Source organism: Synechococcus sp. BA-124 BA4, assembly GCF_034931165.1.
Genome location: NZ_JAYGIA010000078.1, coordinates 1 through 14455 on the forward strand (window position 1 = coordinate 1; position 14455 = coordinate 14455).

General features: G+C 67.9%; 14 protein-coding genes, 1 tRNA gene, 1 other RNA gene and 1 riboswitch. Of the genes, 10 read left to right on the plus strand and 6 right to left on the minus strand.

All coding sequences use genetic code 11. The features are described from left to right. A partial coding sequence (gene selD / locus VB734_RS10230; protein WP_323243326.1) for a selenide, water dikinase SelD occupies positions 1-1442 on the plus strand: 1442 nt, incomplete at its 5' end. Positions 1443-1472: 30 nt separating this feature from the next. Here selD and VB734_RS10235 read toward each other — a convergent pair. Together VB734_RS10235 and rimM are read right to left on the minus strand one after the other, a co-directional pair. Then, complete coding sequence (locus VB734_RS10235) at positions 1473-2957, minus strand: mannose-1-phosphate guanylyltransferase/mannose-6-phosphate isomerase (protein WP_322782162.1); 1485 nt, start codon at positions 2955-2957, stop codon at positions 1473-1475. An 81-nt stretch (positions 2958-3038) separates the two neighbouring features. After that, positions 3039-3587, minus strand: a complete 549-nt coding sequence (gene rimM, locus VB734_RS10240) for a ribosome maturation factor RimM (protein ID WP_197167301.1) — start codon at positions 3585-3587, stop codon at positions 3039-3041. 88 nt (positions 3588-3675) lie between these two features. On the opposite strand from rimM, the gene VB734_RS10245 reads away from it, so the two are divergent. Further along, on the plus strand, positions 3676-3891 hold the full coding sequence (locus tag VB734_RS10245; protein ID WP_197161255.1) for an NAD(P)H dehydrogenase subunit NdhS: 216 nt from the start codon (positions 3676-3678) through the stop codon (positions 3889-3891). Here the strand turns inward: VB734_RS10245 and rnc are convergent. After that, on the minus strand, positions 3857-4609 hold the full coding sequence (gene rnc / locus VB734_RS10250; RefSeq protein WP_197167303.1) for a ribonuclease III: 753 nt from the start codon (positions 4607-4609) through the stop codon (positions 3857-3859). The genes VB734_RS10245 and rnc overlap by 35 nt on opposite strands. Positions 4610-4660: 51 nt before the next feature. Beyond that, positions 4661-5070: RNase P RNA component class A (gene rnpB, locus VB734_RS10255), an RNA gene on the minus strand. Between the two features lie 49 nt (positions 5071-5119). Between rnpB and VB734_RS10260 the strand changes: the two genes are divergently transcribed. The 3 genes from VB734_RS10260 to VB734_RS10270 all read left to right on the plus strand — a co-directional run bounded on the left by VB734_RS10260 (position 5120) and on the right by VB734_RS10270 (position 6174). After that, positions 5120-5193, plus strand: a tRNA-Arg gene (locus VB734_RS10260). 86 nt (positions 5194-5279) lie between these two features. Continuing rightward, positions 5280-5627 carry a hypothetical protein gene (locus VB734_RS10265; RefSeq protein WP_197161259.1) on the plus strand — a complete coding sequence of 116 codons (348 nt, stop codon included), beginning with the start codon at positions 5280-5282 and terminating at the stop codon, positions 5625-5627. 73 nt (positions 5628-5700) lie between these two features. Continuing rightward, positions 5701-6174, plus strand: coding sequence for a hypothetical protein (locus VB734_RS10270; RefSeq protein ID WP_322782163.1), 474 nt, complete (start codon positions 5701-5703; stop codon positions 6172-6174). A 6-nt stretch (positions 6175-6180) separates the two neighbouring features. Here VB734_RS10270 and VB734_RS10275 read toward each other — a convergent pair whose 3' ends face one another. After that, positions 6181-8703, minus strand: coding sequence for a glycogen/starch/alpha-glucan phosphorylase (locus VB734_RS10275; protein WP_197161264.1), 2523 nt, complete (start codon positions 8701-8703; stop codon positions 6181-6183). A gap of 277 nt (positions 8704-8980) precedes the next feature. Here VB734_RS10275 and VB734_RS10280 point away from each other — a divergent pair, with 277 nt between their 5' ends. Then, positions 8981-10318, plus strand: a complete 1338-nt coding sequence (locus VB734_RS10280) for a cation:proton antiporter (protein ID WP_197161267.1) — start codon at positions 8981-8983, stop codon at positions 10316-10318. Between the two features lie 37 nt (positions 10319-10355). On the opposite strand, the gene VB734_RS10285 is transcribed toward VB734_RS10280, so the two are convergent. After that, positions 10356-10652: a hypothetical protein gene (locus VB734_RS10285; RefSeq protein ID WP_197161270.1), complete on the minus strand. Its 297-nt coding sequence runs from the start codon at positions 10650-10652 to the stop codon at positions 10356-10358. Between the two features lie 53 nt (positions 10653-10705). Here VB734_RS10285 and VB734_RS10290 point away from each other — a divergent pair, with 53 nt between their 5' ends. The 4 genes from VB734_RS10290 (at position 10706) to VB734_RS10305 (ending at position 14450) form a co-directional block, all read left to right on the plus strand. After that, positions 10706-11587, plus strand: a complete 882-nt coding sequence (locus VB734_RS10290; RefSeq protein ID WP_197161272.1) for an alpha/beta fold hydrolase — start codon at positions 10706-10708, stop codon at positions 11585-11587. 6 nt (positions 11588-11593) lie between these two features. Beyond that, a complete protein-coding gene (locus tag VB734_RS10295; RefSeq protein ID WP_197161275.1) occupies positions 11594-12475 on the plus strand; it encodes a galactose mutarotase in 882 nt (293 codons plus the stop codon). 223 nt (positions 12476-12698) lie between these two features. Continuing rightward, positions 12699-12820, plus strand: a riboswitch (guanidine-I (ykkC/yxkD leader). A 70-nt stretch (positions 12821-12890) separates the two neighbouring features. Continuing rightward, the gene (speB, locus tag VB734_RS10300; RefSeq protein ID WP_231594971.1) at positions 12891-14054 is read left to right on the plus strand and encodes an agmatinase; all 1164 of its coding nucleotides are present in this window, start codon (positions 12891-12893) and stop codon (positions 14052-14054) included. 3 nt (positions 14055-14057) lie between these two features. Next, positions 14058-14450 (plus strand): hydrogenase maturation nickel metallochaperone HypA, encoded by a 393-nt coding sequence (locus VB734_RS10305; protein WP_197161280.1) that lies wholly within the window; start codon positions 14058-14060, stop codon positions 14448-14450. The last annotated feature ends 5 nt before the right edge of the window (positions 14451-14455 follow it).

A 14455-nucleotide genomic window follows, 5' to 3' on the forward strand; every position in this document is an offset into this window, starting at 1 on the left:
CCCTTGTGCGCTGCACGGGCAGCCGGGCTCCGCACTGGCTGGCGGCCGGCGGTCTGCCCTGTGATCCGTCCACGGGTCGCGTCTTCACGGAGGCCAGCCTTGAGGTGGAAGGCCATCCCGGTGTGTTCGCCTGCGGCGACTGCGGCCTGGTGCGCGCGGCGCCACGCTCTCCCAGCGGGGTCTGGGCGGTGCGTGTGGCTCCGGTGCTGGCGGCCAATCTGCGCCGCTCCCTGCGCGGGGAACCCCTGCGCCCCTGGCATCCCCCCCGCTGTGCCCTGCAGCTGCTGGGGGACGGCGGTGCCGTCGATGGCCAGCCCCGTGCCCTGGCTCAGTGGGGACCCCTGTGCCTGGGGCCCTCCCGCTGGCTGTGGTGGTGCAAGGCCTGGATCGACCGCCGCTTCATCAGCCGCTTCCAGGCCCTGGCGCCTATGGCCGAGGAGAGCCCCTGCCGGGGCTGCGCTGCCAAGCTGGGTGCCGCTCCCCTGCGCGGGGCCCTGGAGCGGCTGGGATCACCCGGGGGGGACGATGCCGCGGTGATCGCCGGTTCGCTGGATGAAGGACTGGTGCTGCAGAGCCTCGATGGCTTCCCCGCCCTGGTGGGCGATGACTGGCTGAACGGCCGGCTCACCACCCTGCATGCCTGCTCCGACCTCTGGGCCTGCGGCGCCCGGGTGGAGAGCGCCCAGGCCCTGGTGACCCTGCCCCGGGGAGCGGCGGCGCTGCAGGAGGAGTGGTTGCTCCAGACCCTGGCCGGGGTGCGCTCTGTGCTCGATCCCCTCGCTGCCCGGCTGGTGGGGGGGCACACGCTGGAGCAGCGCACCACAGCCGAGGGACTCAGCCTCGCTCTGAGCGTGACCGGCCGTTCTGAGCCGGGCCGTTTCTGGGCCAAGGGCGATCTGGCCGCCGGTGATCGGTTGCTGCTCAGCCGCCCGATCGGCAGCGGTGTGCTCTTCGCGGCAGCGATGGCCGGTGCGGCGGAGCCGGAGTGGCTCGACGGGGTCCTGGAGGAGATGGCTCAAAGCCAGCAGCCGCTGGTGGACCTGCTGGCCGCCCATGGCTGCCGCGCCTGCACCGATGTGACGGGGTTCGGCCTGCTGGGGCACCTCGGCGAGATGTTGCAGGCCGCGGCGGAACCCCTGCGGGTGGTGCTGGAGCCCCAGGCCCTGCCCGCCTTCTCCGGGGCGCTGGAGCTGCTGGAGCGGGGCTTCGCCAGCAGCCTGGCCCCCGCCAACCGCAGCGCCTGGGTGGAGCTGGAGAGTGGCAGGGTTCAGGCCGGGGCGCTCAAGCCCTGCTTGCGGGAGCTGCTGATCGACCCCCAGACCTGCGGTCCGTTGCTGGCGTCACTGCCGGCAGCGGCGGCCGAGGCGGCACTGGCTGCCGTGCGTGCCGGAGGATTTCCCCGGGCCGAGCTGATCGGGACGGTGCTGGCGGCCCCGGCCTGAGAAGGCCTTGGACCTCAGCGGTCCCGGACCTCAGTGCACCGGAAGGCTCATGTCCGAGCGGCCGTAGCGGTCATCGAAGCGGACGATGTCGTCTTCGCCGAGGTAGGGGCCGCTCTGCACCTCGATCATCTCCACGGGGATCTTGCCGGGATTGCTGAGACGATGTTTGGAGCCAAGCGGGATGTAGGTGCTCTGGTTTTCGCCCAGGAGCTCCTGGATGCCGTCTTTTTCCACCACGGCGGTGCCCTGCACCACCACCCAGTGCTCGGCGCGGTGGTGGTGCATCTGCAGCGAGAGGCTGGCTCCGGGGTTGACCATGATCTTCTTGACCTGCCAGCGGCTGCCCTCGACGATGCCGTCGTAGGAGCCCCAGGGACGGTAGATGCGGCGGTGGGCCTTCCCTTCGGGGCTGCCGCTGACGGCGAGGCGGTTCACGATGGTCTTGACCTCCTGGGCGCGGTCGCGGTGGGCCACCAGCACGGCGTCATCGGTTTCGACCACCACCAGGTCCTCCACCCCCAGGCCCACCACCAGCCGGTGTTCGCTGCGCAGGTAGCAGTTGCGTGACCCTTCACTGATCACCCGGCCCCGCAGCACATTGCCGTCGTCATCGCGCGTTCCGGTGTCCCACAGGGCGCTCCAGCTGCCCACATCGCTCCAGCCCGCCTTCAGGGGCAGTACCGCGCCCAGGCCCGTGCGCTCCATCACCGCCACGTCGATGGCGACATTGGGGCAGCTGGCGAACGACTCCCGCTCCAGGCGCAGGAAATCGAGATCGGCGCTGTCGTGGTCGATGGCGGCGCGGCAGCAGCTCACCACCTCCGGGGCCAACCGCTCCAGTTCGGCGAGGATGGCGCTGGCACGGAACAGGAACATCCCGCTGTTCCAGGTGAAGCGGCCGCTGGCCAGGAAACTCTCCGCCGTGTCCGCATCGGGCTTCTCCACGAATCGGGCGATCGGAGTGGGGGCCGGAATCGACGCTTCGCCAGGGCCTGTGCTGGCCCTGGTCAGGGGCTCCACCGCCTCGATGTAGCCGTAGCCGGTTTCCGGGGCCGTGGGCACGATGCCGAAGGTCACCAGCAGGCCTCCCTCGGCCGCGGCGCGGCCAGCCTCGACTGTGGCGCGGAAGCGTGCTCCGTCCTGGATGACGTGATCGGCGGCGAGCACCAGCAGCAGGGGATCCTCCCCCCGGCTGGTGGCGTGCAGGGCCGCCACGGCGATCGCCGGGGCTGTGTTGCGGCCGAGAGGTTCCAGCAGGATGGCGCCGGGCTCCACCCCGATCTGGCGCATCTGCTCGGCCACGATGAACCGGTGGTCCTCGTTGCAGATCAGCAGCGGAGGGGCCAGCTGGTTCAATCCCTTGAGCCGCAACTGGGTCTGCTGCAGCAGGGTCTCCTCGCCGCTGCCGGACAGGGGCCAGTACTGCTTGGGATAACTGGCGCGCGACAGCGGCCAGAGGCGGGTGCCGGTGCCGCCGCAGAGGATCACTGGCACGAGGGCGACCGCTGGGCTCATCGTCTGATCTTCCCTTGATGGGTCAATGCTGGCTCGAATCTTATGGGGAACACCCCGGAGCGCCAGCGGTCAGTCCCAGCCTCAGGTGTCGAGCAGCCCCGGCGGCGGCGTGATCTCGAGCCAGCCGCCGGCGATGTCCACCCGTGGCACGATCGCCTCCACGAAGGGGATCAGCGCCCGCCGGGGCTGGTCACCGCTGAGCTCGACCTCCAGCAGGTCGTTGCCGGCATGGATCAGATCCACCACGGTGCCGATCACCTCGCCATGGGGCGCCAGTCGAACCTGCAGTCCCTGCAGGTCGAGCAGGTGGAACTCCCCCTCCTGCAGCCGGGGCCGATCGCCCGCTTCCACCAGGAGATCCTGATGCACCAGGGCCTCGGCCTCCTCCCGCGTGCCGACCCCCTCCAGCCGCACCACGAACAGTTCCCGGCCGGGCAGTTGACGGCCGGAGAGCAGTCGCACGGCCCGGGCGGGCTCCTGGGCCCGGCGCAGCCAGCGCTGACCAGGCCGGGTGAAACGTTCAGGGAAGTCGGTGCGGGGCAGCACCCTCAGCTCTCCCTGCAGCCCCTGGGCCGCCACCACCTTCCCCACCACCAGCCACGCCTCCGGCGCGTCCGTTTCGCTCACCATCGCTTCACCACCATCGACTGACCCGCCGGGCATCTGCGCCCATCCTGCCGATCGGCTTGATAATGGAACCAACTTCTGCACTCACTCCATGGCTGCGGCTGAGTCCTCTTCAGCAGATGCGTCGCCTGAGGTGGCGCCGGTGCTTCCAGGCACCACCGTGGTGGTCCGCGATGGACGCTCGATCTACAACGGCTACAGGGGTTTTGTGCAACGCATCAGCGGCAGCCAGGCAGCTGTGCTGTTCGAAGGGGGCAACTGGGACAAGCTGGTCACGATGCCGTTGAAGACCCTGGAAGCGAGCTGATCGCCTGCCGCTGCTCGAGAGCCGAGCGGGCCGCCTGCTGCTCGGCGCCTCGGCGGGACCCTCCCCAGCCTTCCGCCACCGGCTGCCCTTGCAGATCCACCCAACAGTGGAAGCGCCGGGGGTCGCCATGGCGGCGGCTGTGTTCTTCACAGCGGTAGTGGGGCAGGCCGAGCCCCCGGGCCTGGCTCCACTCCTGCAGACCCGTTTTCCAGTTGTGGCGGTAGGGATCGGCCAGCAGCTCGCTGGTGCTCCGCTGCCAGTGGGGGGTGAGCCAGGTGTGCACCGGCTCCAGACTGCCAGTGGCCTCATAGAGCCCGCCGATCAGGGCCTCGCAGATCTCGGCGCGGATCGTCTGCCGCGCCGCGCTGTCCCCCGCCGCCACCGGGCCGAGGTGAACCATCGCCTCGATGCCGCAGCACTGTCCCAGCTCCGCCAGCCAGCGGTCGCTCACCAGCTGGGCCCGCAGGGCCGAGCGCTGGCCGACGTCCATGGTCTTGTGATGGCGCTCGAGAAACTCCGCCGCTGCCAGGCGCAGGACGGCATCTCCGAGAAACTCCAACCGCTCGTGGTTGATCGGCAGGCCGGCGGAGCTGTGGGTGAGGGCCTCCTCGACCGGGGCGAGATCGAAGTCGGGGTTGAGGGGATCAGTCAGCCCGGGGCCCCTCAGTCCGAGGTCCGCGAGGAACTGCACCAGGCTGCGGCAGCGCTCGTCACTCAGGGGCACGGGAGCTTCGCGGAGGGCCGTTGGCCTCCCTGCAGAGGCCGGAAAGGGTGAAAGCAGGACATAAGCCGGGTTCTGTTCCGGTCCGCCGGGGCGGACCGGGGTGGGCATCTGTCTGGGACCGCCGTTACCGACGGCCTCGAGCGGCGCACTTGTGTCGGGACGGGTGTCATGGCCAACCGTTGTCCCTGGGCCTTGCTCCCAGCCGGGGTTTACCGAGCCAGCACCTCTCGATGCTGCTGGTGCGCTCTTACCGCACCCTTGCACCCTTGCCTGTGCTCGGGGCCAGGCCCCGGCCATCGGCGGTGTGTTTCTGTGGCACTATCCTCACGGTCACCCGCACTGGGCGTTACCCAGCAAGCCTGGCCATTGGGGAGCCCGGACTTTCCTCAACCGAAGCCGGAGCCACCAGCCGAAGCCGGCGTCACCCTTCGATCGCGACCACCTCGCCTGCTTTCGAAGCCGAGTTTAGGTTGCGTGGGGATCGGGTCGGATAATGGTGACGTTGGGGCTGTAGCTCAGCCGGATAGAGCGACGGTTTCCTAAACCGTAGGTCGTGGGTTCGAGTCCCGCCAGCCCCGTCTGCCCACGTGGTAGGGAACGCTACCGGTGGTGGCCTTCCCAAACAGTGCTCCCTGGCTAGCGTGGGCGCGGCCGTGAATCCTGAATGAACGAGCTTCACGATCTCCGTCTGCGCTTGCTGGTTCAGCAGGAGGGTGAACGGATCGCCCGCAGTCAGCCCGACGAGCTGGATCTCTCTGTCGTCCAGGCCCGCTGCCTCTGCTGGCTGGCCCTCCTGGCCGAAGTGCATCAGGAGCAGTCGGTCGAGGCGGAGCAACGGGGCGACATGGAGCAGGCGATGGGCTGGTTCGCCGACTCGATGCGCCTGCGCGATGTGATCCAGCTGGTGAGCTCGATCGAAATCCCGCTGCCCAGCATCCAGGAGGACGGCGACGACAGCGACGATGACGACGACCAGCTGGACCTGCTCGGCCCCTTCGATCGTCTGGTCTGAGCCATCAGGAGTTCTCGGCGGCGCCCCTGAGCATCCAATGCCATGATGGACGTTAAGGAACCAAGGGAGCGCGGTGCCCGAAGAGCCCTGCCAATGCCCTGACTGCCAACGGTTCTATCGGGAACATGACCGATTGATCCGGGAGAACCCCACCCTGCGGCAGCAGCAGGAACTGAACTGGGCGGCCCTGCAGTCCTTCCGCACCCTGGCCGGCCGGGTGCTCGAAGAGCTGCAGAAGACCCAGGGTGACGGCGAAGCCGAAGTGCCGGCCCCTCAGCCCGCCTCCGCAGCTGCGTCAGGCCCCTCTGGCGCTCCCGAGGAGGAGGGTCTGCAGCAGGCAATCGCTGATCTCGAGAACATCAACGCCCACCTGTTCTCGATCGAAGCGTTGATGGAGCGCATCTTCGATGTGCGTGTGCCTGAGGATGTGGAGCAGAAATTCCGGGAGGTGGCCGGAGAGCTGGCCCCCGACCCCCTCAATGCCGACCGTCTGCGGCTGAACCGCCTGCTCCACCAGACCCCCGACCTTCCGGACCACCGGCCCTGAGGCCCCTCAGTCGATCACGCAGCTGATCGTCACCGGGAACGGCTCCGCCCGCCAGATCCTCTCGGCGTATTCACGGATGGAGCGGTCGCTGCTGAAGAAGCCGGTGCGTGCCGTGTTCAGCAGTGACATCCGGTTCCAGGTGGTGCGATCACCCCAGGCCTGACTGACCGCGTCCTGGGCGCGCATGTAGTCGCTGAAGTCCGCCATCACGAAGTAGGGATCCCGGCCGGTGAGGTTCTGGAGCAGGGGCTTGAACAGCTCCGTGTCGCCATTGCTGAAGTGACCCTGCTCCACCAGGTGCAGAACCTCCGGCAGTTCCGGGATGCTCGGAATCAGCTCCCAGGGGTGGTAGGGCCCCGCGCGCAGGGCCTCGATGCCGTCGGTGGTGTGCCCGAAGAGGAAGAAATTCTCGGCGCCCACCTGCTCACGGATCTCCACGTTGGCGCCATCGAGGGTGCCGATGGTGAGTGCTCCGTTCATGGCGAATTTCATGTTGCCGGTGCCGGAGGCCTCCAGCCCGGCCGTGGAGATCTGCTCGGAGAGGTCCGAGGCCGGATACACCCGTTGCCCCAGGCTGACGTTGTAGTCGGGCAGGAACACCACCCTCAGGCGGCCGTCCATGTCCGGGTCGGCGTTGACCGTTTCGGCGATGCCGTTGAGGAAGCGGATGATCAGCTTGGCCATGTAATAGCCGGGAGCCGCCTTGCCTCCGAAGATCACGGTGCGCGGGGCGAGGGTGTCGCCCAAGCCGTTCTTGATGCGCAGGTACTGGGCGATCACCTGCAGGGCATTCAGATGCTGGCGCTTGTATTCGTGGATCCGTTTCACCTGCACATCGAAGAGCGTGGAGGGATCCACCAGCAGCCCGCTCTGGCGGTGGATGTAGTGGGCCAGCTGACGCTTCACCGCCAGCTTGGTCTGGCCCCAGCGCTCCAGGAAGCCTGCATCGTTCTGGAAGGCCTCCAGCTTGCGCAGCTCGTCCAGGTTGCGGACCCAGTCCTGGCCGATCACCTCATCGAGCAGCTCCCTCAGCAGGGGGTTGGCAAGGGCGATCCAGCGTCGGGGGGTGACGCCGTTGGTGACATTGGTGAATTTCTCCGGCCAGAGGGAGGCGAATTCCGGGAAGAGCTGTGTACGCACCAGTTCGCTGTGCAGGGCCGCCACGCCGTTGACGTGGTGGGAGGCCACGGTGGCCAGGTGGGCCATCCGTACCGCCTTGCCGTCGTTCTCATCGATGATCGACACCCGGCGCAGCATCGTCTCGTTGCCCGGATGCTTCAGCCGCACCGTCTGCAGGAAGCGTCGGTTGATCTCGAAGATCAGCTCCAGATGCCGCGGCAGGAGCGAGCCGAACAGATCCAGGCCCCATTTCTCCAGGGCCTCGGGCAGAAGGGTGTGGTTCGTGTAGGCCAACGAACGGGTGGTGATGTCCCAGGCGTCATCCCAGCTGAGGTTCTTGTGATCGATCAGCAGCCGCATCAGCTCGGCCACGGCGATGGCCGGGTGAGTGTCGTTCAGCTGCACCGCCCAGTGCTCCGGGAAGTCGGTGATCGGCAGGTCACGCAGTTCCAGGCTGCGCAGCATGTCCTGCAGGGAACAACTGACGAAGAAGTGCTGCTGCTTGAGGCGCAGGCGCCGGCCCTCATCGGTGCCGTCGTTGGGGTAGAGCACCTTCGAGAGGGTTTCGGAGCCCACCTTCTCCTCCACGGCTCCGTAGTAGTCGCCGATGTTGAAGGCGTAGAAATCGAAGCTCTCGGAGGCTTCCGCCTGCCAGAGCCGCAGGCGGTTGCAGGTGTTCACCCTGTAGCCCAGCACCGGCACGTCGTGGGGAACACCGATGGCGTGCTCGGAGGGAATCCAGCGCACCCGGTAGGCCCCCTCGTTGTCGCGGTAGCTCTCGGTGCGGCCGCCGAAGCCGACGAAACAGGCCTGATCGGGGCGGGGCAGTTCCCAGGGCCAGCCGCTCTTGAGCCATTTGTCGGTGATCTCCACCTGCCAGCCATCGCGGATCAGCTGATCGAAGATCCCGAACTCGTAGCGGATGCCATAGCCGGTGGCAGGGATCTCGAGGCTGGCCAGGGATTCCAGATAGCAGGCGGCCAGGCGGCCGAGTCCCCCATTGCCCAGACCCGGTTCCTCCTCCACGTCGAGGATTTCCTCGAGCGAGTCGATGCCGAAACGGCGCAGGGCTTCGGCCGCTTCGTCCCTGATGCCGAGCATCAGCAGATTGTTGTCCAGCTGGGGACCGATCAGGAATTCGGCTGAGAGGTAGGCCACCACGCGGGCAGGCGTGGCCGAGATCGCTTCGATCCCCGCCAGGTAGCGGGTCATCAGCCGGTCGCGCACCGCGTAGCTGAGGGCCACGTAGAGGTCGTGATGGCTGGCCGTGGGGGCGAGCTTGCCGAGTGTGTAGAAGAGGTGCTCGGTCATGCCGTCGAAGACACCATCGGCCGTCAGGCCGCTGCGATCAGGGTCGGCAAAACAGCCCGGGGTGGGCAGCCTCAGCTGGCTGGGCGGAGCTTCGGTCATGGGGGCGGGGCGAAGGGGGTGAAGCGGCGAAGCTGAACAACGGATGGCGGTGAAACGCGATGCCGGTCCGATCCGTGCGTCTGGCCAGTCTGGCCCAGTCGCGAGGGCGATGCCCCTGCAGGCGGAGCGGGCCGCTGGGCCGGCGCCGGATCCACCGCTGTTCGGTGTGGATTCACTGATGGTGGCCAGGGATTCGTCTGGACAGATTCCGATCCCCGCGGCCGATCCCGTCTAACGTCGCGGCCAACTTCACTCAAGTGCCGCGACACCGGCCTGCATGACCTTTCCGACCCTGCTGCTCGAAATCGGCAACCACAACGTGGAGGTGGCCGAAACCCTGATCGGCGTGGGCCGTTTCCTGCTGATTTTCCTGGCCGCGCGCACCCTGGCCGAGCTGATGGTGCGCCTGCAGCTCCCTACCATCCTCGGCGAGCTGGTGGCGGGCGTGCTGATCGGTCTCTCGGGCCTGCATCTGATCCTTCCACCGGACACCGGGGCGGAGCTGAGCAACTGGTTCACGTCCACCGTGGCCTCCCTCTCTTCGCTGCCGCCCGAGGCGGTCCAGTCGATCTACATCGAGACCTTCCCCAACCTGCAGGCGGTGGCCACCCTCGGCCTGTTCGCCCTGCTTTTCCTGACGGGGCTGGAGAGCGAGCTCGATGAGCTGATGGCGGTGGGAGCCCAGGCCACCACCGTGGCCTGCACGGGCGTGGCCCTGCCCTTCGCCCTCGGCACCTTCGGCCTGCTCTATTTCTTCCACGTGCCGCTGATTCCGGCCATTTTCGCCGGCGCCGCGATGACCGCCACCAGCATCGGCATCACGGCCAGTGTCTTCGGCGAACTCAAATACCTCAAGACCCGCGAGGGGCAGACGGTGATCGGCGCCGCCGTGCTCGATGACATTCTCGGCATCGTGATCCTGGCGGTGGTCGTGGCTGTGGCCGGCGGCGGTGCCCTCGAGGTGGGTCCGATCATCAAGTTGCTCCTGGCCGCGGCCCTGTTCGTCGGCGTCTCCCTCTTCCTGAGCCGCACGGCAGCCCCGGCCTTCGACTGGCTGCTGGATCTGCTCAAAGCCCCCGGCGAGGTGGTGGTGGCCTCCTTTGTGGTGCTCTGCGTCTGCTGTTTCGCCGCCCAGGCCATCGGTCTGGAGGCGGCCCTCGGGGCCTTCGCCGCCGGTCTGATCCTGAGCGGATCCCGCCACACCCACGCGATTCAGGAAACGGTGAAGCCGCTGGTGTCGCTGTTCGCCACCATCTTCTTCGTGCTGATCGGCACCAGCATGGACCTCACCGTGCTCAACCCGATGGACCCCGCCAACCGCCCAGGGCTGGTGATGGCCGCCTTCCTGCTGGTGGTCGCGATCATCGGCAAGGTGGCCTCAGGCTGGACCTATTTCAGCAAGGAGAAGACCAACCGTCTGGTGGTCGGCATCGGCATGATGCCCCGCGGCGAGGTGGGCCTGATCTTCCTCGGTCTGGGCACCCAGGCCGGCCTGCTCACCCCGGCTCTGGAGGCGGCGATCCTGCTGATGGTGATCGGCACCACGTTCCTCTCACCGATCCTGCTGCGGCTTGTGCTCAGCCGCGAGGAGAAGCTGGCCGAGCAGCTGGCCTGATCCTGCGACCGTTTCAGCCGGCCAGGCCCGCGCCGGCTCAGCTCTCGTCGCGCCGTGAGGCCAGGGTCCAGAAGGCCCCGGCCAGCACAGCCATCAACCCCAGGCTGGCGGCCCAGCTGGGGCTCAGCACCCAGCTCAGCCCCAGCTGGGTGATCCCCCCCACGGCAAAGGCCAGCAGCACGCTGCTCAGCAGCAGCACGATCTGACGCAGCCCATCGGAAAGCGGCCCCTCCGCCAGAGCTTCTTCCAGCCGGGACAGGGGCAGCGAGAGGGGCAGGTACAACGCCAGCGCCCACAGGGCCGTTCCCGGCAGCAGGCTGGACAGCTCGAGCACGGAGCGAACCCCCCGAAGTGATCCCTAGCATCGACGACCAAGCCACACCTGCGTTGATCGGCCCTCGCTCCGAGCCCTGGACCCATGGAGGACACGGGGTCCATGCCCTGGCCAGCCGACCGGCTCAGCCCGAGGGCCCGGCTGTTCTGCTGGTGCATGGCTTCGGCGCCTCCACCGACCACTGGCGCTACAACATTCCCGTGCTGGCCGAGCGCCATGAGGTGCATGCCCTCGATCTGCTGGGCTTCGGCCGCAGTGCCAAGACCCAGGGCCTGCCCTATGGAGGAGGTCTCTGGCGGGATCAGCTGGTGGCCTACGTGCGGGAGCGGATCGGCCGGCCCACGGTGCTGGTGGGCAATTCCCTCGGCGGCTTTGCCGCCCTGGCGGCGGGGGTGGCCCTGGGCCCCGATGCGGCCGGGGTGGTGCTGATCAATGCCGCCGGACCCTTCAGCGACGAGCAGGCCGAGCCGAAGGGCTGGGGCGCGATCACCAAGCGCACGATCGGCGGCGCCCTGTTGCGCAGTCCAGTGCTGCAGCGCCTGCTGTTCGAGAACCTGCGCCGCCCGGCGACGATCCGGCGCACCCTCAATCAGGTCTACATCGATCGCACCAACGTGAATGAGGAGCTGGTGGAGGCGATCCGGCGGCCCTCGCTGGATCCTGGGGCCTTCGGCGTGTTCCGCACCGTCTTTGACATCCCCCGTGGCCAGCCCCTGGACGAACTCTTCGCCCAGCTCCAGGCCCCTCTGCTGCTGCTCTGGGGGATCCGCGACCCCTGGATCAACGCCGCCGGGCGCCGCGCCGCCTTCCAGCGCCATGCTCCAGCCGGCACCAGGGAGGTGGTGCTCGATGCCGGTCACTGTCCCCACGATGAAGTGCCCGAGCAGGTGAACGCTGCCCTGCTGGAGTGGCTCGCGAGCCTGCCCGATGCCTGAGCTGCCATGCCCCTGACCCACCGCACCACGCCTTACCCCCACTGGGAGTTCAGCACTGGGGCAGGCGGGGATCTCCTGCGGCTGGTGCCGGAGAGGGGCGGCCTGCTCAGCGGCTGGCGTTGCAACGGGCGAGAGCTGCTTTATCTCGATGAGGAGCGGTTCGCCGATCCGTCTCTCTCGGTGCGGGGCGGCATGCCGGTGCTGTTCCCGATCTGCGGCAACCTCCCCGCTGATCAGCTGCCGCTGCCGCAGGGCAGCTTCACGCTCAAGCAGCATGGCTTTGCCCGGGATCTGCCCTGGGAGCTCGAGGAGCTGGAGGTCGGGGACGGCGTGCGCCTGGGCCTGAGCGAGAGCCCCATCAGCCTGGCGATGTTCCCGTTCCCCTTCCGGCTGCAACTTGAGCTGCGTCCGGAGCCAGCGGCTCTGGCGATCACGGTGCTGGTTCACAACTCCGGGTCGCAACCACTGCCGTTCGCCTTCGGATTGCACCCCTACTTCGCCGTGTCCTCCCTGGCCTCGACGGTGCTGCAGGGCCTGCCGGAGGAGTGCTTCGACCACGGCTCCATGGCGCCCGCTGCTACCGCCCCGCTGCTGGAGCTGCTCGAGCGGGGGGTGGATCTGCTGGTCGAGCCCGCTGGTCCGGTGCGCCTGCTGGATCAGCAGACGGGCCTGGCGTTGGAGCTGCAGGCCGAAGCCCCCTTCGATCTGGCGGTGGTCTGGAGCGATCCTCCCCGCTCGATGGTCTGCCTCGAGCCCTGGACGGCACCCCGGGGCGCTCTGGTGAGCGGTGAGCGGCGGCTGGTGCTGCCTCCCGGGCAGACCTGCCGGCTCGCCTGCCGTTACCAGCTCATCGAGGGTTCCGGGTTCAGCCCTGAGGATCAGGAGTGATCCAACACGGTCCCCCAGACCCATGTCTTGTTCAACATCCGATGGGTGGGCGGGGATGGCATGGACTTCGTCCCTGAGGTGCCGCCCTTGGGCACTCGCTTCCAGGACAGGGAGTCTGGGGCGGACAGGCGGGATTCTCCGGCCTGTCGACCAGCCCCGGGATTCACGCCCTGGTAGCGACCATCACAGCGCCAGGCTCCTGATGGGGTGAGGGTTCGGAGGCGGAAGCAGCTTCTAGGGTTCCGGTTGGCGTCAGTTCGCTTCGGCGAGCCCGGCGCGGCGTCTGGTCCGAGAGAAGCTCACCGGGGTCACCCGGTTGCACGGAGGGATAAAAGCCCGGGAGACCGCACCCCCCCCACCTCCGTGTTGTGCCATGACCGCATCTTCAGGCCCGGAAGGGGCCTTCGACCGTTGTATGCAGGCCTCGCCCGCTGGCCGCCAGGGCGCCGAGGCCCTTGAGAAGGAGGCCCGGCTGCCTCTCACCGGCTGGCAGCAGGAGGTGGATCAGGGCCTGCGCTATGGACTCGAAGCGGCCGAGAGCATCGTCGATCGGCGCATCTCCACCTTCTCCCGCGGTGAGCTGCCCCACTACGCGGGCATCAACACCTTCATGAAGGCGCCCTACATCGAAGACGTGTATCGCGTCGGCGAGTTCGATGTGGCGATCCTGGGCGTGCCCCACGATTCCGGCACCACCTACCGTCCCGGCACCCGCTTCGGCCCCCAGGGCATCCGGCGCATCTCGGCGCTCTACACGCCCTACAACTACGAAATGGGTGTGGATCTGCGCGAGTCGATCAGGCTCTGCGATGTCGGCGACATCTTCACGATCCCCGCCAACAATGAGAAGAGTTTCGATCAGATCTCCAAGGGCGTGGCTCACGTGTTCGCGAGTGGCGCCTTCCCGATCATCCTCGGCGGCGATCATTCGATCGGCTTCCCCACCGTGCGCGGGGTCTGCCGTCACCTGGGTGACAAGAAAGTCGGCATCATCCACTTCGATCGTCATGTCGACACCCAGGAGATCGATCTCGACGAGCGCATGCACACCTGCCCCTGGTTCCATGCCACCAACATGGCCAACGCCCCGGCCCAGAACCTGGTGCAGTTGGGCATCGGCGGCTGGCAGGTGCCGCGCGAGGGGGTGAAGGTCTGCCGGGAGCGGGGCACCAACGTGCTCACGGTCACCGACATCTGCGACATGGGCCTGGAGGCGGCGGCTCAGTTCGCGATCGAGCGCGCCACCGATGGCACCGACTGCGTCTACATCTCCTTCGACATCGACTGCATCGATGCCGGCTTCGTGCCGGGTACGGGCTGGCCTGAGCCCGGCGGCCTGTTGCCGCGCGAAGCGCTCAAGCTGCTGGAGCTGATCGTGCGCAACGTGCCGGTCTGCGGCCTTGAGGTGGTGGAGGTGTCGCCCCCCTACGACATCAGCGACATGACCTCGCTGATGGCCACGCGGGTGATCTGCGACACCATGGCTCATCTGGTGGTCAGCGGGCAGCTGCCGCGCAGGCAGCGCCCGGCCTGGCTGCATGACACCTGCAACATGGCCGTCGATCAGGCGTGGAGGTGAGCCATGCATGAGGTCGACATGACCAAGTGCCTGCTGCTCTCCCTGCAGGAGTGGAAGCGTGGGCAGGAGCCCCAGACGCCGGTGGTGGCGGCGGTGCATCTCCAGGTGGGTGATTTCACCTGTGTGGAACCGGAGGCGCTGCGGTTCACCTTCGCCGCCGCGGTGAAGGGCACCTGGCTCGACGGCTCGACGCTCGAGATCGACACCGTTCCCCTCAGGGCCCGCTGCCTGGGCTGCTCCGATGTCTACGCCCCCGATCCCGAGCGGGCCTACCGCTCCCCCTGCTGCGATCGGCCCATGGAGGAGATCGTCAGCGGCCGCGAGCTGCGCATCCGCTCCGTCGATTACAGCCTGCCTCAGCAGATCTCAGATCCCGCTGCCGTTCCCTCGCGCTGATCCCC

Excerpts from the sequence above, each read along its gene's own strand:
- VB734_RS10235 (WP_322782162.1), bottom strand. The coding sequence starts at position 2,957 with ATGAGCCCAGCGGTCGCCCTCGTGCCAGTGATCCTCTGCGGCGGCACC.
- VB734_RS10295 (WP_197161275.1), top strand. The coding sequence starts at position 11,594 with ATGCCCCTGACCCACCGCACCACGCCTTACCCCCACTGGGAGTTCAGC.
- speB (WP_231594971.1), top strand. The coding sequence starts at position 12,891 with ATGCAGGCCTCGCCCGCTGGCCGCCAGGGCGCCGAGGCCCTTGAGAAG.
- VB734_RS10245 (WP_197161255.1), top strand. The coding sequence starts at position 3,676 with ATGGCTGCGGCTGAGTCCTCTTCAGCAGATGCGTCGCCTGAGGTGGCG.
- VB734_RS10305 (WP_197161280.1), top strand. The coding sequence starts at position 14,058 with ATGCATGAGGTCGACATGACCAAGTGCCTGCTGCTCTCCCTGCAGGAG.
- VB734_RS10275 (WP_197161264.1), bottom strand. The coding sequence starts at position 8,703 with ATGACCGAAGCTCCGCCCAGCCAGCTGAGGCTGCCCACCCCGGGCTGT.
- VB734_RS10265 (WP_197161259.1), top strand. The coding sequence starts at position 5,280 with ATGAACGAGCTTCACGATCTCCGTCTGCGCTTGCTGGTTCAGCAGGAG.
- rimM (WP_197167301.1), bottom strand. The coding sequence starts at position 3,587 with ATGGTGAGCGAAACGGACGCGCCGGAGGCGTGGCTGGTGGTGGGGAAG.
- VB734_RS10280 (WP_197161267.1), top strand. The coding sequence starts at position 8,981 with ATGACCTTTCCGACCCTGCTGCTCGAAATCGGCAACCACAACGTGGAG.